The 18,482-nt window shown below is 59.1% G+C and carries 17 protein-coding genes; 11 read left to right on the plus strand and 6 right to left on the minus strand.

From position 1 onward, the window contains the following. Positions 1 to 113 precede the first annotated feature (113 nt). Genes glcD through GE543_RS18355 form a run of 4 tightly spaced genes read left to right on the plus strand, consistent with a single transcriptional unit; the run spans position 114 to position 4,349 of the window. Positions 114 to 1,613 carry a glycolate oxidase subunit GlcD gene (gene glcD, locus GE543_RS18340; protein WP_153222071.1) on the plus strand — a complete coding sequence of 500 codons (1,500 nt, stop codon included), beginning with the start codon at positions 114 to 116 and terminating at the stop codon, positions 1,611 to 1,613. After that, positions 1,613 to 2,671: a glycolate oxidase subunit GlcE gene (glcE, locus tag GE543_RS18345; RefSeq protein ID WP_153222072.1), complete on the plus strand. Its 1,059-nt coding sequence runs from the start codon at positions 1,613 to 1,615 to the stop codon at positions 2,669 to 2,671. The genes glcD and glcE overlap by 1 nt, the downstream gene beginning before the upstream one ends. Before the next feature lie 3 nt (positions 2,672 to 2,674). Then, a complete protein-coding gene (gene glcF, locus GE543_RS18350) occupies positions 2,675 to 3,907 on the plus strand; it encodes a glycolate oxidase subunit GlcF (protein ID WP_153222073.1) in 1,233 nt (410 codons plus the stop codon). Positions 3,908 to 3,941: 34 nt separating this feature from the next. Next, positions 3,942 to 4,349 (plus strand): heme-binding protein, encoded by a 408-nt coding sequence (locus GE543_RS18355; RefSeq protein WP_153222074.1) that lies wholly within the window; start codon positions 3,942 to 3,944, stop codon positions 4,347 to 4,349. 47 nt (positions 4,350 to 4,396) lie between these two features. Here GE543_RS18355 and GE543_RS18360 read toward each other — a convergent pair whose 3' ends face one another. Together GE543_RS18360 and GE543_RS18365 are read right to left on the minus strand one after the other, a co-directional pair. Continuing rightward, positions 4,397 to 5,368, minus strand: coding sequence for a YncE family protein (locus GE543_RS18360; protein ID WP_003417710.1), 972 nt, complete (start codon positions 5,366 to 5,368; stop codon positions 4,397 to 4,399). Positions 5,369 to 5,697: 329 nt separating this feature from the next. Next, entirely contained in the window at positions 5,698 to 6,714 is a 1,017-nt protein-coding gene (locus tag GE543_RS18365; protein WP_153222075.1) for a LacI family DNA-binding transcriptional regulator, read from the minus strand. Positions 6,715 to 6,997: 283 nt separating this feature from the next. On the opposite strand from GE543_RS18365, the gene GE543_RS18370 reads away from it, so the two are divergent. The 3 genes from GE543_RS18370 to csrA all read left to right on the plus strand — a co-directional run bounded on the left by GE543_RS18370 (position 6,998) and on the right by csrA (position 9,649). Continuing rightward, positions 6,998 to 7,486 (plus strand): gluconokinase, encoded by a 489-nt coding sequence (locus GE543_RS18370; RefSeq protein WP_003412230.1) that lies wholly within the window; start codon positions 6,998 to 7,000, stop codon positions 7,484 to 7,486. Between the two features lie 99 nt (positions 7,487 to 7,585). After that, on the plus strand, positions 7,586 to 8,938 hold the full coding sequence (locus GE543_RS18375; protein ID WP_003412234.1) for a GntP family permease: 1,353 nt from the start codon (positions 7,586 to 7,588) through the stop codon (positions 8,936 to 8,938). Between the two features lie 522 nt (positions 8,939 to 9,460). Next, entirely contained in the window at positions 9,461 to 9,649 is a 189-nt protein-coding gene (csrA, locus tag GE543_RS18380; RefSeq protein WP_002554157.1) for a carbon storage regulator CsrA, read from the plus strand. Positions 9,650 to 9,767: 118 nt separating this feature from the next. Here csrA and GE543_RS18385 read toward each other — a convergent pair whose 3' ends face one another. The 3 genes from GE543_RS18385 to GE543_RS18395 all read right to left on the minus strand — a co-directional run bounded on the left by GE543_RS18385 (position 9,768) and on the right by GE543_RS18395 (position 13,052). Continuing rightward, positions 9,768 to 11,168: a pyridine nucleotide-disulfide oxidoreductase gene (locus GE543_RS18385; RefSeq protein WP_153222076.1), complete on the minus strand. Its 1,401-nt coding sequence runs from the start codon at positions 11,166 to 11,168 to the stop codon at positions 9,768 to 9,770. A 708-nt stretch (positions 11,169 to 11,876) separates the two neighbouring features. Then, on the minus strand, positions 11,877 to 12,137 hold the full coding sequence (locus tag GE543_RS18390; protein ID WP_032699109.1) for a DUF1652 domain-containing protein: 261 nt from the start codon (positions 12,135 to 12,137) through the stop codon (positions 11,877 to 11,879). 405 nt (positions 12,138 to 12,542) lie between these two features. Next, complete coding sequence (locus GE543_RS18395; RefSeq protein WP_003412242.1) at positions 12,543 to 13,052, minus strand: GNAT family N-acetyltransferase; 510 nt, start codon at positions 13,050 to 13,052, stop codon at positions 12,543 to 12,545. Positions 13,053 to 13,403: 351 nt separating this feature from the next. Between GE543_RS18395 and GE543_RS18400 the strand changes: the two genes are divergently transcribed. The 3 genes from GE543_RS18400 (at position 13,404) to GE543_RS18410 (ending at position 17,085) form a co-directional block, all read left to right on the plus strand. Then, positions 13,404 to 14,348: an alpha/beta hydrolase gene (locus GE543_RS18400; protein ID WP_153222077.1), complete on the plus strand. Its 945-nt coding sequence runs from the start codon at positions 13,404 to 13,406 to the stop codon at positions 14,346 to 14,348. A gap of 54 nt (positions 14,349 to 14,402) precedes the next feature. Then, complete coding sequence (locus GE543_RS18405) at positions 14,403 to 14,843, plus strand: GNAT family acetyltransferase (protein ID WP_003412247.1); 441 nt, start codon at positions 14,403 to 14,405, stop codon at positions 14,841 to 14,843. A gap of 121 nt (positions 14,844 to 14,964) precedes the next feature. Further along, a complete protein-coding gene (locus GE543_RS18410) occupies positions 14,965 to 17,085 on the plus strand; it encodes a TonB-dependent siderophore receptor (RefSeq protein WP_153222078.1) in 2,121 nt (706 codons plus the stop codon). Positions 17,086 to 17,142: 57 nt separating this feature from the next. Here GE543_RS18410 and GE543_RS18415 read toward each other — a convergent pair whose 3' ends face one another. Then, the gene (locus GE543_RS18415) at positions 17,143 to 17,664 is read right to left on the minus strand and encodes a DUF3237 domain-containing protein (protein WP_003412250.1); all 522 of its coding nucleotides are present in this window, start codon (positions 17,662 to 17,664) and stop codon (positions 17,143 to 17,145) included. Between the two features lie 184 nt (positions 17,665 to 17,848). On the opposite strand from GE543_RS18415, the gene GE543_RS18420 reads away from it, so the two are divergent. After that, positions 17,849 to 18,466 (plus strand): TetR/AcrR family transcriptional regulator, encoded by a 618-nt coding sequence (locus GE543_RS18420; protein WP_003412253.1) that lies wholly within the window; start codon positions 17,849 to 17,851, stop codon positions 18,464 to 18,466. Positions 18,467 to 18,482: the final 16 nt, after the last annotated feature.

Raw genomic sequence — 18,482 nt, forward strand, 5'->3', positions numbered from 1 at the left:
AAACCTATTACGTAATGCGTAAATTGCGTGATCCGCACTACGCTGTCAACTCAAGCCTCGCAGCGAATGAGCTAGGATGCATTAACCCGACAAAAACAACCCAGGGTGGCTTGATGAACATTCTGTACGACGAACGCATCGACGGCGTGCTGCCCGCCGTCGACAAGCAGCAGCTGTTGCAGGCGCTGCAACAGCAGTTGCCCGACCTGGACATCCTGCATCGCCCCGAAGAGCTGCGGCCTTACGAGTGCGACGGGTTGTCGGCCTATCGCACCACACCGATGCTGGTGGCACTGCCGCGACATGTGGAAGAAGTACAGACGCTGCTCAGGCTGTGCCACGCACGTCGCGTACCGGTGGTCGCTCGCGGGGCCGGCACCGGGCTGTCGGGGGGCGCGTTGCCACTGGAAAAAGGCGTGCTGCTGGTCATGGCGCGTTTCAACCAGATCCTCGATATCGACCCTTCCGCGCGCCTTGCGCGGGTTCAGCCCGGCGTGCGCAACCTGGCCATTTCCCAGGCGGCAGCGCCCCACGGCCTGTATTACGCGCCCGACCCGTCCTCGCAAATCGCCTGCTCCATCGGCGGCAATGTGGCGGAAAATGCCGGCGGCGTGCATTGCCTCAAATACGGGCTGACCGTGCACAACCTGCTCAAGGTCAAGATCCTGACGGTGGAAGGCGAGCCGATGACACTGGGCAGCAACACGCTTGATTCACCGGGCTTCGACCTGCTGGCACTGTTCACCGGCTCCGAAGGCATGCTCGGCGTCATTACCGAAGTCACGGTCAAGCTGTTGCCCAGACCGCAGGTGGCCAAGGTGCTGCTGGCGGCGTTCGATTCCGTGGAAAAGGCCGGACGCGCGGTTGCCGATATCATCGCCGCGGGCATCATCCCCGGCGGGCTGGAGATGATGGACAATCTGGCGATTCGTGCCGCCGAGGATTTCATTCACGCAGGCTACCCGGTCGATGCCGAAGCCATCCTGCTCTGCGAACTGGACGGCGTCGAAGCCGATGTACATGCCGACTGCGAACGGGTCAGCGAGGTGTTGACACTGGCAGGCGCGACCGAAGTGCGCCAGGCCAAAGACGAGGCCGAACGGGTCCGCTTCTGGGCCGGGCGCAAGAACGCTTTCCCGGCCGTGGGTCGCCTGTCGCCGGATTACTACTGCATGGACGGGACCATCCCGCGCCGTGAGTTGCCGGGCGTCTTGCGCAGCATCAGGGAGCTATCTGAGCAATACGGCTTGCGCGTCGCCAACGTGTTTCATGCGGGCGATGGCAACATGCATCCGCTGATCCTGTTCGATGCCAATCAACCGGGTGAGCTGGAGCGCGCCGAGGCACTGGGCGGCAAAATCCTCGAGCTATGCGTCAAGGTCGGCGGCAGTATCACCGGCGAGCACGGTGTCGGTCGCGAGAAGATCAATCAGATGTGCGCCCAGTTCAATAGCGACGAGCTGACCTTCTTCCATGCCATCAAGGCGGCATTCGACGCCAGTGGCCTGCTCAACCCCGGCAAGAACATCCCGACCCTGCATCGTTGCGCGGAATTTGGCGCCATGCACATCCACGCCGGGCAGTTGCCGTTCCCCGACCTGGAGCGCTTCTGATGAGCACGATGGACAACGACGTCAGCCAGGCACTGCTCGAGCGGGTCAATCAGGCGCTGCGCGACAACACGCCGTTACGCATTCAGGGCGGCAACAGCAAGGCTTCTCTCGGTCGTGAAACCGCTGGCGAACTGCTCGATACCCGCGAGCACCGTGGCATCGTCAGTTATGACCCGACAGAACTGGTGATCACCGCACGCGCCGGCACGCCATTGAGCGAGCTGATGCAGACGCTGGACGCCGCAGGCCAGATGCTGCCTTGCGAACCGCCCGACTTCGGCGCGGCAACGCTCGGCGGCATGGTCGCTGCGGGGCTCTCGGGACCGCGCCGCCCGTGGAGCGGATCGGTGCGTGATTTCGTGCTGGGTACGCGGGTCATCACCGGTCTTGGCAAGCACCTGCGTTTCGGCGGGGAAGTCATGAAGAACGTTGCAGGCTATGACGTCTCGCGCCTGATGGCAGGCAGTTTCGGCTGCCTGGGGCTGCTGACCGAGGTGTCGCTCAAGGTGCTGCCCAAACCACGTCTGTGCAGCAGTATCGCGCTGGAAATGGACAGCGCGCTGGCCTTGGCGCGCCTCGCCGAGTGGGGTCAGCAACCGATACCGATCAGCGCGGCCAGCCATGATGGCCACGTATTGCGCCTGCGCCTGGAGGGCGGTGAAGGTTCTGTGGCAGCGGCCAGGGACCGGCTTGGCGGCGAGCTGCTTGATGCCGCGTACTGGCAACAGTTGAATGCGCACCGCCTGCCCTTCTTCGATGACCCGCGGCCCCTGTGGCGGCTCTGTGTACCTGCCGACAGCCACCTGCCGGATCTGCCGGGCGAGCAGTTGATCGACTGGGGTGGCGCGCAACGCTGGCTCAAGTCGGACGCTGACGGACAGACCATTCGAGCCATCACCATGGCGGTTGGCGGCCATGCGACCTGCTACAGCCAAGGCGTCGTCGACAGCCCGTTTGAACCGTTGGCCGCACCTGTGCTGCGCTACCATCAGGCACTCAAGACCCGACTCGACCCGCAGGGGATTTTCAACCCCGGTCGACTGTACGCGGAGCTTTGACATATGCAGACCACGTTGAGTGAACACGCCAGAACCCTGCCGCGCGCCGAAGAAGCCGAACGTATCCTGCGCAGTTGTGTGCATTGCGGTTTCTGTAACGCCACGTGTCCGACCTATCAATTGCTGGGTGATGAGCTGGACGGGCCACGTGGCAGGATCTACCTGATCAAGCAGGTCCTCGAAGGTCAGCCGGTCACCGAGAAAACCCGTCTGCATCTGGACCGCTGCCTGAGCTGTCGCAATTGCGAGACCACTTGCCCGTCCGGCGTGGATTACCACAACCTGCTGGACATCGGCCGCGCGGCGGTTGAGGCGCTGGTGCCACGGCCACTCGCGGAACGCATGCTGCGTGAAGGCTTGCGTCGGGTCATCCCCCACCCCGGACTGTTCAAATCCCTGACCGGCATGGGCCTGAAGTTCAGGCCGTTGCTGCCACAGGCCCTGGCCACCAAGCTGCCTGCGGCGATCCATCCTGCCGGGCTTCGCCCGCACGCCGGTCATGCGCGCCAGGTGCTGCTGCTGGAAGGTTGCGTTCAGCCGGGCCTGTCGCCCAACACCAATAGCGCCACGGCGCGGGTGCTGGATCGTCTGGGCATCGGCATCACTCCAGTCAGCCAGGCGGGCTGCTGCGGCGCCGTGGATTACCACCTCAATGCACAGGAGACCGGGCTGGACCGGGCGCGGCGCAACATCGATGCATGGTGGCCTGCGCTGCAGGGCGGTGCTGAAAGCCTGATCCAGACGGCCAGTGGTTGCGGAGCCTTCGTCAAGGACTACGGCCACCTGCTGCGCCATGATCCAGCCTATGCCGACAAGGCCGGGCAGATCAGCGCGCGAACCAAGGATCTGGTCGAACTGCTGCGCGACGAACCGCTGGAAACCCTCGGAATCAAGACCGATCAGCGCCTGGCGTTTCACTGCCCGTGTACGCTGCAACACGCGCAAAAACTCGGCGGCGAAGTGGAGCGCGTCCTGACTCGTCTAGGCTTCAATCTGACCACAGTGCCGGACGGTCATCTATGCTGCGGCTCTGCAGGCACCTACTCCATCACCCAGCCAGCCATCGCCCGGCAGCTGCGCGACAACCGCATGAACGCGCTGGAGAGCGGCAAACCGCAGGTGATTGCCACCGCCAATATCGGCTGTCAGACCCATCTGGCCAGTGCCGGGCGAACGCCAGTGCGGCACTGGATCGAACTGATCGACGCAGTGCTTGGCACGCCTGAATCACACTGAACCCTATTCAATAATCACTGCTCCGGAGAACCCCATGAAGATCAAAGCCGTCCTGACCCAGACCGAAGTCAGCCTGATGCTCGGTGTCGCACGCGAAGAGGCGCAGGCCAATGGCTGGGCCGTTTCCATCGCCGTCGTTGATGACGGCGGCCATTTGCTGGCATTCGAAAGACTGGACGACGCCGCACCGATCAGCAGCTACATCGCGATCGAAAAAGCCCGCACCTCGGCACTCGGCAAACGTGAGTCCAAGGGTTACGAAGAGATGGTCAATGGCGGGCGCACTGCATTCCTGAGTGCTCCGCTGCTGACTTCCCTGGAAGGCGGTGTGCCGGTCATCGTCGACGGCCAGGTAATCGGTGCGCTGGGGGTTTCAGGCGTGAAGGCCGAACAGGATGCTCAAGTCGCCAGGGCCGGTGTCGCAGCGCTTGACGCCGACTGACGGTCGACCCGGCCGGTAACGCGAAAGCCAGGCCACCGCAGGAGTCTTCATAGCCGGTAGATCGAAATCCAGCTCATGTCCGGATGGCTGGAATAGATATACGTGCCGGTCTTGTTGAGTACCGCGCCGCCTACCGACGGAAAGTAGGCAATGCAGGTGGCGATGCCCTTTACCGTATCGATCCGGTAAACGTCGTAATTACAGGTATAGATCGCGTAGACATAGCGGTCATCCGGTGTCACTCCAATGACTTTCACCGGGTAGCCCTGCGTGCCGATCCTTTCCCTGTAGAAGGTTTTGTTGGTCGCGGCATCGATGATGTAGACCTCGTCGATGCCACCGACATACAGCCAGGCGCCATCGGAACTGAAGACCATCGAGCGCGGGTCGGAAAATCCGGGAATGTCGTGTTGCAGGTAATCGACCTTGCTGATCGCAAGAACATCGGTAGGCGCGGTCCGGTCAACCAGCATGGTCGCGTAAAACCTGTCGTTCAACGGGCTGATCCCGAGGGCCAGCGATGCGTTGGTCAGGGCGCCCAGATCGAACTCGTTCTCGACCGTGTAATTATCGGTCTCGATCAGGCGAATCAACCCGCCGAGCGCGTTCTGAAAGGAAAGACAGATAAAACGGCCATCGGCACTGCACAGGATCCTGTTGACGTTGGCTGCCGGCAGTATCCTGATCACTTCGCGCATGCGCGTATCGACCACGTAGCACCTTTTCTGGCCAATGGTGTAAAGCCTTTTGCCATCAGGGCTCAGGGTAATCGCGCCCGCCCCTGCCCGCTTGATGGCACCCGTTACGCTGGCACTGGCGATGTCGACCACACTGACTTCGCGACCGCTTTCATGGGCGACATACAACGTGGTTTCATCAGGGCTGATAGCGATCTCTGCAGGTACAAAGCCCAGCGGGATAATGCCGGTCAGCCACGCGATATCCAGGGGGACACCTGAACCGACGGGGTCGACGATATGCGTCAGGGCTCTAACGTTCTGAGATGCTTTTTTTTGCATTTCTCTCACCTTCAATAGGTCTTGTAAGACCGCCAGAACGGGGAATAGATAAGAAGATATATCCCCGTCATCCAACGATGCGGCCAAGACACTTATGCCGCTCCGAGCCAAAAACGTAGGGTCATTGAATACTCAACACGGGGGGATGGGTACTGTCAGAAATAACAGTCGAAATGGGCCGGAACCGTTCGAATGAGGGTATCGACGGCAGTGCAGGACAGCACGGTCGGGCACTCCAGCCCGGAGGCATCAAGCCCGCAGAGCGCCCCTACCATTGGTCAGCGCGATGCTCCGGGGAAGGCTCGTCGGTGTCGGCTTGGGGAAAAGACTCAAGAGCTTTCCCGCACCACCAGTTCAAACCCGAGATCGACCTGCGGGTGCTGGGCGACCCCGTCCAGCAGGCCCAGCAATACCTGAGCAGCACGCTGCCCGACTGCTTCTCTGGGCGTGCGAATCGAGGTCAGGCGCGGCACCATGTGCGCGGACCCAGGCAGGTCGTTGAAGCCCACCAGCGAGACCCGTTCGGGGATCGCGACACCCAGGCGCAAGGCCTCCAGCGCAGCGCCCTGCGCCAGGTCGTCATTACAGAAGAACACCCCGTCGACATCCGGGTGCTGGTCAAGCAGGCGCGCAAACAACTCCCCGCCCAGGCCGATCGACGAGGCCTGGCGTGTCGAGACCTGCAGCGCGGGGTCGAACAGCCCGGCGTCTTCCAGCACCCGACGGAACCCGGCGCCACGTTGCAGTACACGGGGGTCGAGTTGGGCGGCCATGTACGCCAGCCGACGGCGGCCACGCCCGATCAGGTGACGCGCGGCTTCGGCACCGGCCTGTTGTTGCGAGAACCCGACGCAATAGGCGCCCAGGCGGGTGTCGAGCTCCATCATGTGCACACAGGGTATGCCACTGGTTTCAAGCATCTGGCGGGACGCTGCCGTGTGGTCGAAACCGGTCAGCAGAATACCGCGCGGGCGATTGACCAGATGGTTGCGCAGCAGCTTCTCTTCCTCTTCAGGCGAGTAATGGTAGTTGCCGATGACCACGTCCAGGCCACGCACGCGCAATACGTCCTGAATGGCTTCCAGCGTCTCGATGAATAACTGGTTGGAAAGCGACGGCACCAGCACCACAACGGTCTGACTGCAGGAAGAGGCCAGCGCCCTGGCTGCCGGATTGGCTACATAACCCAGACTCTGCGCCGCAGCACGGACCTTTTCGACCAGCTCAGGCGCCACGGTGCTGATACCGCGCAAGGCTCGCGAGGCGGTGATCGGAGAGACGCCAGCCAGCTTCGCCACTTCATTGAGCGTGGGGCGACCGGTAGAGCGGGAACCAATGCGTATCATGCGTTGCCAACTAACATAAGGGTTGCCAAATGTGTCGAATGCGCCATAAGGTAGCGCTGTCTCATGGAATGTGACAATGCTTTATCGCTGGTTTCACAGGGGTTGCCCGGTTCGGGTCCCGCGGAGAACAGCCTCCCATGCTTATTGATGAGCCCAAAACAACGACAAATAACTGGAACAGCCCGGGCTGGGACTCATGTCCAGCCGAAAGAAGACAGCGCTGTCTCCAGATGAGGTGCCTACTGTGACAACTGCGAATACTGCTATTTCCGCCCTTGTGGTGATGGGTGTGTCTGGCTGCGGCAAAAGCGCCGTGGGTGCCGAGATTGCCCTGAACAGCGGCGGCCGCCTGATCGAAGGCGACGCGTTCCATCCACCGGCCAACATCGAAAAGATGAGCGCCGGAACCCCCCTCAACGATGAAGACCGTGCCGGCTGGCTGACCCGCCTGGGCGAAGAGATGGCTGCCGCCCTCGCCAAGGGTGAACACCCGGTCCTGACCTGCTCGTCGCTCAAGCTCATCTATCGCCAGCGCCTGCGTGATGCGGTGCCTGGCCTGGGTTTCGTTTTTCTGGAACTCAGCAAGGAACTCGCCAGCGAACGCTGCTCGCATCGGCCTGGGCACTTCATGCCCGCCAGCCTGGTGGACAGCCAGTTCGCGACGCTCGAGCCGCCCTATGGCGAACCGCTGACATTGATCGTGGACGCGTCCCAGCCTATCGATGTCATCGGCAAACAAGCCGCAGCATGGTGGAAAGGCTCTCACGCCTGATAAAGGCGTGAGTGCAAAAGACAGCGCTGTCTTGCGCACACACGATTGAAGTCGGCGCTGTCTAACAGTTCCTTAAAACAATAAACCGGAGAGACACCCATGTTCGGTATGACCCATGAGACGTTCCTGCTCGTCGATGCGTTGGTGACCATCGTCGGCCTGGTGCTGCTGATCACCACCTTCAAGGTGCACCCTTTCGTCGCGTTGACCCTGGCGGCAGGCTTTCTTGGCCTGACCTCGGGAATGCCGGTCGAAAAAGTCATGAAATCCTTCCAGGACGGCTTCGGCGGCGTGCTGGGCTTCGTCGGCATCATCCTCGGCCTGGGCACCATGCTCGGCAAGCTGATGGCTGACTCGGGCGGCGCGGACCAGATTGCGCAAACGCTGATACGCACCTTCGGCAAACAGAAAGTGCACTGGGCAATGATGTTCTCTGCCTTCCTGGTGGGCATCCCGCTGTTCTTCGAGATCGGTTTTGTCCTGCTGATCCCGCTGGTGTTCATTGTTGCGCGGCGCACCGGCGTGCCTATCGTCAAGATCGGCATTCCGCTGCTGGCAGGCCTGTCGGCCGTCCACGGTCTGGTTCCGCCGCATCCGGGCCCGCTGCTGGCCATCGGTATCTTCGGCGCCGATATCGGCAAGACCATTTTCTACGGACTGATCGTAGCGCTGCCAACTGCAATCATCGCTGGCCCGATCTTCGGTAACTGGATTTCCAAGAGCATCCCCGGTACGCCGTCCAAGGAACTGATGGATCAGATCGCCAAGGAGTCGAGCACTGAAAACCTGCCAGGCTTCGGCATCACGCTGGTGACCATCCTGCTGCCAGTCTTCCTGATGCTGCTCAAGACCCTTGCCGATGTAGTGTTGCCGGAAAACAACATGTTCCGCATCTGGATGGACCTGATCGGTCACCCGATCACCGCCCTGCTTGCCGCGCTGTTGCTGGCGTTCTACACCTTTGGTGCCGCACGTGGTTTTGATCGCAGCAAGATCATGAAGCTGCTGGACCAGAGTCTGGCTCCGGTGGCGGCAATCGTGCTGATTGTGGGCGCAGGCGGTGGCTTCAAGCAGATGCTGGTCGCCAGTGGCGTCGGTGACGTGATCGGGCACATGGCCGTGCAGGCGCAGATCAACCCGATCATGCTGGCCTGGCTGGTTGCGGCGGTGATCCGCGTCGCAACCGGTTCGGCGACGGTGGCAACCATTACCGGTGCCGGCATCGTAGCGCCGGTGGTCGGCCTGATTCCAGGGGTCAATCGCGAGCTGCTGGTGCTGGCAACCGGCGCCGGTTCGTTGATCCTCTCGCACGTCAATGACGCCGGGTTCTGGCTGGTGAAGCAGTACTTCAACATGACCGTTGCCGAGACCTTCAAGACCTGGACGGTGATGGAAACCATCCTCTCGGTCGTCGGCCTGATTTTCATCATGCTGTTATCAATGGCTGTGTAACCCCCGGACGAGCCTTCGCGGGAGCTGAAGCCCGCGAAGGCCTGGTCCCGCCTCACGCCTGTGCATCACCCTTCCCAGCCCCCCGCAATACACCGCATCAGCGTGGACACTACGGTGATCCGCAGCCCCTTCCTACACAATCGTTCACCACTTTCATTTGAATTTTCAGAAAGCCCGGGCAATCTGGTGCAGTCGTGCCTACGCTTATAGTCATATCGAAATGGCTTGAGCGGTACCGTCGGCTGAGACGATGATGACCCGGAACGGTGCAGCGGTTGACGTTACTTTTTATATGACGCCAGTAAATACGGGCATTTTCACGTCGAAACGGGCAGAATTGGCGCACTCGTCGTATCCGGGATGCAAATCTCGATGACAAGAAAATGAACCGAGGGAATTTAATTCACCTGTGCGACGTCATAAGACGGATGCATTTGGATGCACTCGGCAACAATCACCACGCAAAGGCAAACGCCAGCCTCTTGAGAGAGGCGTTTTCAAGAGGCCATCAAGGAAAAGATTATGTTGATACTCACTCGCAAAGTAGGCGAAAGCATAAACATCGGTGACGAGATCACCGTCACGATTCTTGGCGTTCAAGGGCTTCAAGTCCGCCTGGGCATCAATGCACCCAAAAATGTTTCAGTGCATCGTGAAGAAATCTACAAACGTATCCAGGCAGAACTGGCTCCCAACCAGGACCCACAATAATTCCCGCACTACCCCCTTATTCAATGCTGACCTGCCGTTTATTGGCAGACCGGCCGTACGGCGTCCCTGGGACGCCGTTTTTTATGGCCGCCATTCTGCGCTTCTCTGCTGCACCGGCCTAACCGGCCTGAAGGCCTAAAGCCGCCTGCATGAACCCCTCCGAAATGAACGTCTCGGTAGCTACAGGCTGATGAGCGAGTCTGCGCGTGACCGCCTCCAGCACCACTCGGCTGGCATCATGATGAAACTGCCAGACACCGTATATCCGGCCGTCGAAGGCGGGTTCGCTGCCCAATTGCGGATCGACGCCCAGTCCGGCGCCCAGACCGAAAAGATGCAGGCCCTTGATTCGACGACCGTGCTGGTCGAACGGGCAGCCGCCAGCGTCCGAATCGAGCCCCCCCTTGGCCTCGCGCAAACTGACGAGGTTGCCATCGGCATCACTCAGTCTGGGCAACACGGGCTGATAGCCAGAACACTGTACGATCACAGCCGAGTCGGCCAGAACGAGTCGGGCCTGCTCGTGTTCATCGGGGCGTCCGCCCAGTGTCTGCAGCATCTGCACGCGCACGCCGGTTTTGCCTACGCGTCCGCTTTGCAGCGCTTGGCGCCCGATCTCCAGCGCACGGTAACGCAAACCTCCGGAACGGTTGATCCGACCTGAAACCGGACAGACATCAAGCTGCGCGTCGAATGCGTAGCCGGCTGCGTGCGCCAGTTCAGCACTTTCGTAAAACAGCCTGATGCTGCTTCGATGAACGAGTGACAGCTCCTGCAAGCCGGCAAACTCCAGTGCATCCGCCAGATTCTCCAGCGTCGAGAAAGCGCTGTGAGATCCCCCGACGATGGTGATGCGCCCGTTATCGGCCAGCGCCGGGGCAAACACTTCGCGTAACTGCACCGCGTTCATGCGCAACAAGCGGTCAGCGCTCTGGACAGTGCAGTTATCCGGCAGCGCCAGGCCTTGTCGGGCAAGATCATCGATCAGGTGTTGTGGATCCTGGCGCCCGCCCAGATTGAGTACCAGCGTCTGGCAGCGCACGCGTCTTTTGCCGTACACGCTGTCAACGTGCAGACAGAACTCGTCGCCCTCGCAAATCACCTCATCCAGGCGCGTGCCGGACCAGACCTCTACGCCATAACGTTGCACGATGTGCTCCAGCACCAGCCTGGCGGCCTCGGCCATGAGCAGGCCCACATCCGACAGCTGCGGCGCACTCTGTGCCTGTGCCTTGATGCGCCAATAGGCTGCCGAGTACTCGAGAGGTTCGAACACCTCGCGCAATGCCGGATCGCGAAGGCAATCAATGAACACATCGCCTACCGAGTTGGCAGTGATCCGGTAATCTCCCAGCGCACCCGCACCGGGCTGGTCGCTCGCATCAATGACAATCAGTCCTTTGGCAGCGAGCCCGGGCATCGCGCCGCTCTTCAGGGCGTTGAACAAAAAGCCCATGCCCGCGAGCCCGGCCCCTCCCACCACGCAACCGCAAGCTGTTTCCATACAGTTATCAAACATAATGATGCTCCATCGTCATTTTCATACGTGGGTGCAGTCCAGAAGTTCTGGATGTCGAATACCTGATTGATAAGGCGAACCAGCGTCCCTGCACGATTCGAGGCGAAACACATGCAGCACACTACACACGCGCTCATTCACGGCGCCCATGGGACGACATGATTAGAGAAGGTGTTCTTCACAAAAAATTACAATAGGACCAACAGACACAGGCCCTGAGTTCAGACCTGACAGGAAGAAGGCATCATGCTACCGCCCTTTTTAAGGCAACGTTTTTATCAACCTGAAAAGAGTGACAATCCGTTACAAAATAAGTAGGGCAACTGAATAGTTGCAAAGAAAAGCGGGAGTGTCAAATGGGCGGCAACGGTCTGGAACGCTTTATAACCTGATGATTTGAATGATCTTGTATCTTTTGATCGTTAAATGCCCCTTCAAAAGAGCAGTTTTCGCTGACATTAACGCATTCAATGCGTTCAACTTATTTTTTATCGTCTGCGCTAAAAACAGCAAGCTTTCGACGCTGTTAATTTGACGAGCACAAAACGGCTGTGCGCCAACACAGGTTCGCGTTCATGAAGACCAGCCGAGCCTCTCTCCCTGCGCTGAATGCGGTCGACAAGCGGCCCGTAGAAACGACAAGGCCCCGATCAGCGATGATCAGGGCCAGGTATCGTGATGCCAGGGCATCAGCGGGGTGCAGCAGTATCAGGCAGCGCTGTAATACGCTTTCGAGACACGGGGCATTACCGGCGCTTCGCGCAATTCAGCCACCAGGTCAGCGATGTCCCGAACCGTATTGATACGGCTGAGCGGCCGGCTCTTCTGAAGCTGGGCGCGCCCCGATACCGGATCGCTTATCTGCACATTCATCTGATCATTGGCAATCGTACAGGTGCAACGCAACGGCAGAAGCGCACGTTCAACCATACTCCTGAGTTCTAACTCGGACAGTCCACTCGCGATCATCTCTTTATCTCCTTATGTGTGTAAGCATGTCCCGACAGTGACAAATTCTTGATAATTTTTATTGTTGATGACTTTTTAAAAACGGCCCGCGCCAGCCCGCCAATTATCCGTCGCCACTCACGTGATGCTTAAACCCGTTATACACTGCGCGCTGCACTTCAGGCAACTTCCATAACTGAATATCGATAACCCTTTTAACGCCGCTTCTTATTGAACGCACCCGTGGAAAAAACGATTCACCGCCCTGCTCATCAACAAAATGGCACGTGGCGTGAACCACCGTGGATAACATGCACGTAAAAGAAGGAAGTAAAGACTGACGAACGGTTGAAGAGTGAAACGGGGGCGGCTCTCGCAAGGCACGCCCGCTCCTTCAAAAGAGTCGTGCGTGCCCTGCTCGAAAACTTACTCTTGTTCGTCCTGCATATTCTCTTTTGCGTCGGTGCCGGACAGCCGCAGGTGAATCAGCGCAACACGCTCGCCACGCTTATCGAGCTTTTCTTCGATATGGAAAGGACGGAACCCCATCCGCGGATAGAACAGCAGGCCCGGGACGTTGTGGTTGTAGCAGGACGCGATCATTTCGCTCGCTTCGTGCTTGTCGAACGCAATCCCCATCATGGTGGTGATCATGAAGCGCCCTACCCCTCTGGAGCGGGCTTTCGGTGCGATGATGACGTTGCCCAGCGAACAGCGGCCGCGAAAGGTGCAGAGAGAGAAGTTGGCAAACCCTACCACTTCGCCATCCATCTCGATGACGGTCGAATCATGACGCGTCTCGAGCGCATGGATGAGTTGCGAGGCGGTCAGCGGGTACGTTGCCCTGGGGAACATATAGAACAGCTCATCGGCATTCTGCGGCATCTCGCAGATGAGGGGGACGTCTTTTTCTTCCAGGGGACGGTGAGTGAACATAGGCGGTAACCTCTTGAAGAAATTGAAGAAAGCGCGGGAATACAGCAAGCAGATCGGCGAATCCGGCGACGGTAGATGACAAAAACACAGCGCCCTCGCCCACACAGCATAATCCGCAGCTATCGAAAAGGGCTACCTCAATAACAAAACGTGCTAATGAGCATCGTTGTCCAGGCTGCCTTCGGGCCACATCGCGCAAGGTATTGAAGCCACGGGTTTTACTCGCCTCGGTCGTTCAGTGCTTGCGACGCAGCTACGCAATATCCTGTAACCCGGCGTTCGTCGGCTGGCCTTGCATCCCGGATGCAGATTCTGCATTTATTTCACTTTGTTGACCGGACTATTCTTCTTATGTCGATTTCGCCTCTGGCTCGCTTCAAAGCCCGTCCGCTCAGATGGATTAGCATGATAGCCATCATCCTTGGTCTGCCCGTCGGCTGTGCTGTGCTTGAACACAAGGAGCGCGAACTGGTATTTCGCATCGAGCCCGGTACCGCCAGCTGGTACAGCGGTCTGCCGGCAGATGTGCAGGAAATCGAACTCAGTACACCGGCACTCGGTACCTCGCAGAATATCCACGCATGGTGGTGGCCCGCTGCGGACAAGAACGCCCCGGCGGTGCTGTACCTGCATGGATCACGATGGAACCTCACCGGCCAGCTGTTCCGTATCCAGCAACTCAAGGCACAGGGCTACTCGATACTGGCAATCGATTACCGGGGCTTCGGGCAAAGCATGGGCCAGTTGCCGTCGGAAAGGTCTGTGTATGAAGACGCACGCATCGCCTGGGAACGCCTGAAGCAATTGCAACCCGACCCGCAGCGCAGGCTGATTTATGGACACTCTCTGGGCGGCGCGGTGGCGGTGGATCTGGCCGCCGAACTGGGCGAAGACGCTGAAAAGGGCAATGCGCCGGTTCAGGCCCGCGGGCTGATCATAGAATCGACGTTCACCAACCTGGCCGATGTGGCCACCGCGCTGGCCAACACCTCGCTGCCGGTGCGCTGGCTGCTGTCGCAGAAGTTCGACTCGCTGGACAAGATTGCAGACATCCATATGCCGGTGCTGATCGTGCACGGCACCGAGGATCGCTATGTACCGGCTCGCTTCAGCGAACAGTTGTTTGCAGCCGCGCAGGAACCCAAGAAGCTGCTATTGGTGCCTGGCGGTACGCATAACAACAGCATGCAACTCGGGCAGCCCGCTTACAGTCGGGCCATTCGCGCCCTGCTCGATACGCCGGCATCGCTGCCTCAGGTGACAAAACAGGGCAAGGACTCAAAGACCGCGGGTTAGACAGCGCCGGGCACGTGGCAGTAGTCTTCGGACTCATGGCCAAAGGACCCCGCAATGAACTGTATTGTCGAGTATTCAGACCCGCATCACCGCCTCGCCGTCATCCAGCTGTGGAAGACGGTCTTCAATGACGACATGCCGCACAATCGCCCAGACCTGTCGATCGACAAGAAACGGGCTGTCGACGACCATTTGTTCTTCGTTGCTCTTGCGGATGACGAGGTGGCCGGTACCCTTCTTGCCGGCTATGACGGGCATCGCGGCTGGCTGTATTCGGTCGCCGTTGATCCACAACAGCGCGGCAACGGCCTGGGCACCCGACTGGTCAGGCACGCAGAAAAGGCGCTTGCGGATCTCGGCTGCGTGAAGATCAACCTGCAGATCCATACCTTCAATGAGAGCGTGCAGGCCTTCTATCGAACCTTGGGCTATACGCCTGAACTCATTATCAGCATGGGCAAGCGGATCGATGCCAACGTAACGGCTCAGTCCTGAGCCGAGCGCTCTCTGTTTGCCGAGGCGACCGAAACCATCGGGCGCCTCAATCATTTATTTACATGAGAATTAATATCAAATTACAATTATTGCTATTAACGTCCTAGCAGAGCATCTCCCCTTGAGCACTTCCTTCCAATGCCCTCGCCGCCCCGGCACTTTTCTGCTGTCCGCGCTTTCTCTGGCGATGTTCTCCGGCGGCGCAGTGCATGCAGCCGAAACCGCGACGCTGCCCGCCACGCAGGTGTCGGCAACCGCGACCGAAACACAGGAAGGCTACAGCGCCAAAAGCGCCAGTACCGCGAGCAAGAGCGATGTACCGCTCAAGGAAGAAGCGCAGTCGGTCAACGTGGTGACACCGCAGACCATCGCCGACTACAACGTGCGCTCGCTGGACGATGCCATGAAGTTTGTCAGTGGCGTCAGCCAGGGCAATACGCTCGGCAACACCAAGGACTCACTGGTCAAGCGCGGCTTCGGCACCAACGATGATGGCTCGGTGCTGCGTGACGGCGTGCGCTCGGTGGTGTCGAAAAATTTCGGTGCCACGACCGAACGCGTTGAAGTGCTCAAAGGCCCGGCCTCGCTGCTGTACGGAGCAATGGAGCCAGGTGGCGTGATCAACGTGATCAGCAAACAGCCGCAATACGTGCAAAGCACCACGCTCAGTGGCTCGGCGTACAGTGAAGGCGGCGGCAGTTTCGGCATCGACACCACCGGCCCGCTGGGCGACTCGGGGCTGGCTTACCGCCTGGTGGCCGAGCGTCAGAGCGAGGACTACTGGCGCAACTATGGCGTTGACCAGCACACGCTGGTCGCACCGTCGCTGTCCTGGACCGGGGAGCGCGCCAGCCTGACGCTGGCTTACGAATACAACGACTACGTCAGCCCGTTCGACCGTGGCACGGTGTTCACGGGCGGTCACCCGGCCGATATCAGCTACGACAAGCGCCTGGACGAAAAATGGGCAAATACCGTCGGCATCAGCGAAACCGCGATCGCGCGCTTCGAGTACCAGCTCAGCGATGACTGGAAAACCCGCCTGACCTACGGCTGGAACAACGACCGCTACAGCCTCTCGATTGCCCAGCCGAGCACGCTGTCCAGCAGCGGCGTGCTGCGGCGTCAGGCCAATGGCGGCCATTACGATTATGAAACGCGTTATGCCAGTTGGGACTTCATCGGCAAGCAGGAGGTGTTCGGCCAGCAACATGATCTGCTGATCGGTGCCGAGCAGGAAGACTCCGACAAGTACCGCGGCAAGACCTACCGCAACACCGCGCAGAACGGCTTCAACATCTTTTCGCCCAGCTATGGCGGCCTGGCGGAGCCCAGTGTCGTCAGTGCGACCACCAGCAACCTGAGCAATCAACTGACCTCGTCGTCCGTTTACCTCAAGGACAACTGGCACCTCGATGATCGCTGGATTCTGGTCCTGGGTGGCCGCTATCAGCATTATGACCAGTACATCAAACAGGGACTGGGCGTGAACCGCACGGTGAACCTGGATACCAGCGACGATATATTCCTGCCGATGGCGGGTCTGGTGTTCAAGGTCAATGAGGACCTGTCGCTGTACGGCAACTACAGCCGCTCTTTCGTACCCAACGATGACGTCAACGATGACGGCACCACCTTCGACCCGGAAGAGGGCCGCAGCTACGAAGTCGGGGCCAAATATGCACTGGCACCGGAACTCGACTTCAACCTCGCGGTATTCGACATCGAGAAGAAAAACGTCGTCACGCCTACCGGCGTGACCGGTGTCAGCGAAGCAGCCGGCAAGGTAGGTTCACAAGGCATAGAGCTGGATGTGACCGGTCGAATTGCCGAGCGCTGGGACATGATCGGCACTTACGCCTACACCCACACCGAAGTGCTGGATGATCCAAGCAACAAGGGCAATCGTCTGAGCCAGGCCCCCAAGCACACGGCCAGCCTATACCTCACCCATCACCTGCAAGTCCCGTCCGGTCTGGGGCACTGGCACGCAGGTGGCGGCGCACGCTACGTCGGCGAACGCGCTGGCGACGATGCCAACACGTTCTACATGAGCAGCTATACCGTGGCTGATGCGTTCCTGCGCTGGGATGTGCCAATGGCCGGTTATAAAACACGCCTGCAGTTGAACGTGGATAACCTGTTCGACAAGCAGTACTACCCTTCCAGCACCGGCAGCCAGTTGCAGGTCAATGTGGGTGAACCGCGCACCGCACGCCTGAGCGCCAGCGTCACGTTTTAAGACGTTGCCACAGAGCAGGCCTGCGCGGGCTTGCTCGGTGGCACTTGAAGGGATGTATCAGAACTTAATTCGGTAAAAGCTGATCAGCGCTTCATTGCCATACAGGTATTCGAACCTGCCGATGAATGCGCTCTTCTCCAGCCACTCGTTAGGGCCCAGAGAGACCTGAAAGCGTGGTGTGCAGGTGCACTGATAATGGCCTTCGCTGATTGGCCATACTCCGTTCTGCAATTCGTGCTGGCCCGTTTCGTCAACGAGCAGAGCGCCTCTGCTTTCAACGTTGATCATTTCACCCAACTGGGTGACCAGCGTGAAACGGGTTTCCAGAAAGGCAAGCTCGGATGACAACTCAACCAGCGTATTGCTACCGCCGGAAAGTACCGAGCCGCTGAAGTTTTCGCCGTAAAATTCCCCGCCCACTACATTGCTGTTGCTACGCAGTCCGTCGCTGCATATCCCCATGAGCACAGGAGCGTCGGTCTTCAGAATCACGGTCAGCATTTTTTCCAGCTGAGGAGCGGCTGCCGTATTACTACGAAAAGCACGTTTGACGGATTTGTTGAAGTCGATAATGGTCATAGAACTGTTCACTCCATCTTTGAATGGATTCGGGCAACGAATGGCCGGGTGCAGTCCATCGGCATTTATCTACGCCTGCTTTTCCAGTAAGCTCCACGGAGTCGACTGAAATCGTACCGAACGGTTCAGTTCCAGTCTAGAGAATTTTGCACACGATCTGCCCACTGGAGAATTGAGGATATGAATGAAGGTCCGTACTGAAGCTCGCCGCGAGGCCATCATTGATGCCGCAGCAAGTGTCTTCCTCGAAATGGGCTACGAGCGTGCCTCGATGAATGAAGTCACCAAACGAATGGGTGGCTCCAAGGCGACGATCTACAGTTACTTTCCCTCCAAGGAAGAACTGTTCATTGCCGTGGTCAACAGGCTCGCAACCGCTCATCTGGCCGACGCGGTTTCAGAGCTGGTGATCCAGGATGACAAACCGATCGATTTGCGCACCCTGTTCACGCGCTTCGGGGAACGCATGCTGATGGTGCTTATCAATGATGACAAGGCACTGGCCGTGTATCGCATGGTGGTCGCAGAGTCCGGGCACTCGGACATCGGCATGATGTTCTACGAATCCGGCCCCAGCCAGTGCCTGCAGACAGTCACCTCACTGATGACTCTGGCAATGCGAAAAGGCCAGTTGCGTGAAACCGATCCGCACATCGCCGCGTTGCAGTTAACCTCGCTGTTGACGGCCGAGACCGACATTCGCCTTTACCAACAGGCGCCCATGCCGCTGAGCATCGAAGAAATTCGCGCCATGGTCGAACGCGCAGTGGATACCTTCATGTTGGGTATGGAGAAACGCTGAGTCCGCATAACAGAAC

The organism is Pseudomonas sp. SZ57 (assembly GCF_009495975.1).
Classification (GTDB): domain Bacteria; phylum Pseudomonadota; class Gammaproteobacteria; order Pseudomonadales; family Pseudomonadaceae; genus Aquipseudomonas; species Aquipseudomonas syringae.

Bases quoted from the DNA above. Each gene is read 5' to 3' on its own strand.
- GE543_RS18400 (WP_153222077.1), top strand. From the start codon at position 13,404: ATGTCGATTTCGCCTCTGGCTCGCTTCAAAGCCCGTCCGCTCAGATGG.
- GE543_RS18415 (WP_003412250.1), bottom strand. From the start codon at position 17,664: ATGACCATTATCGACTTCAACAAATCCGTCAAACGTGCTTTTCGTAGT.
- GE543_RS18375 (WP_003412234.1), top strand. From the start codon at position 7,586: ATGTTCGGTATGACCCATGAGACGTTCCTGCTCGTCGATGCGTTGGTG.
- GE543_RS18385 (WP_153222076.1), bottom strand. From the start codon at position 11,168: ATGTTTGATAACTGTATGGAAACAGCTTGCGGTTGCGTGGTGGGAGGG.
- GE543_RS18420 (WP_003412253.1), top strand. From the start codon at position 17,849: ATGAAGGTCCGTACTGAAGCTCGCCGCGAGGCCATCATTGATGCCGCA.
- csrA (WP_002554157.1), top strand. From the start codon at position 9,461: ATGTTGATACTCACTCGCAAAGTAGGCGAAAGCATAAACATCGGTGAC.
- GE543_RS18360 (WP_003417710.1), bottom strand. From the start codon at position 5,368: ATGCAAAAAAAAGCATCTCAGAACGTTAGAGCCCTGACGCATATCGTC.
- glcE (WP_153222072.1), top strand. From the start codon at position 1,613: ATGAGCACGATGGACAACGACGTCAGCCAGGCACTGCTCGAGCGGGTC.
- GE543_RS18355 (WP_153222074.1), top strand. From the start codon at position 3,942: ATGAAGATCAAAGCCGTCCTGACCCAGACCGAAGTCAGCCTGATGCTC.
- GE543_RS18370 (WP_003412230.1), top strand. From the start codon at position 6,998: ATGGGTGTGTCTGGCTGCGGCAAAAGCGCCGTGGGTGCCGAGATTGCC.
- glcD (WP_153222071.1), top strand. From the start codon at position 114: ATGAACATTCTGTACGACGAACGCATCGACGGCGTGCTGCCCGCCGTC.
- GE543_RS18390 (WP_032699109.1), bottom strand. From the start codon at position 12,137: ATGATCGCGAGTGGACTGTCCGAGTTAGAACTCAGGAGTATGGTTGAA.
- GE543_RS18395 (WP_003412242.1), bottom strand. From the start codon at position 13,052: ATGTTCACTCACCGTCCCCTGGAAGAAAAAGACGTCCCCCTCATCTGC.
- GE543_RS18405 (WP_003412247.1), top strand. From the start codon at position 14,403: ATGAACTGTATTGTCGAGTATTCAGACCCGCATCACCGCCTCGCCGTC.
- GE543_RS18365 (WP_153222075.1), bottom strand. From the start codon at position 6,714: ATGATACGCATTGGTTCCCGCTCTACCGGTCGCCCCACGCTCAATGAA.
- glcF (WP_153222073.1), top strand. From the start codon at position 2,675: ATGCAGACCACGTTGAGTGAACACGCCAGAACCCTGCCGCGCGCCGAA.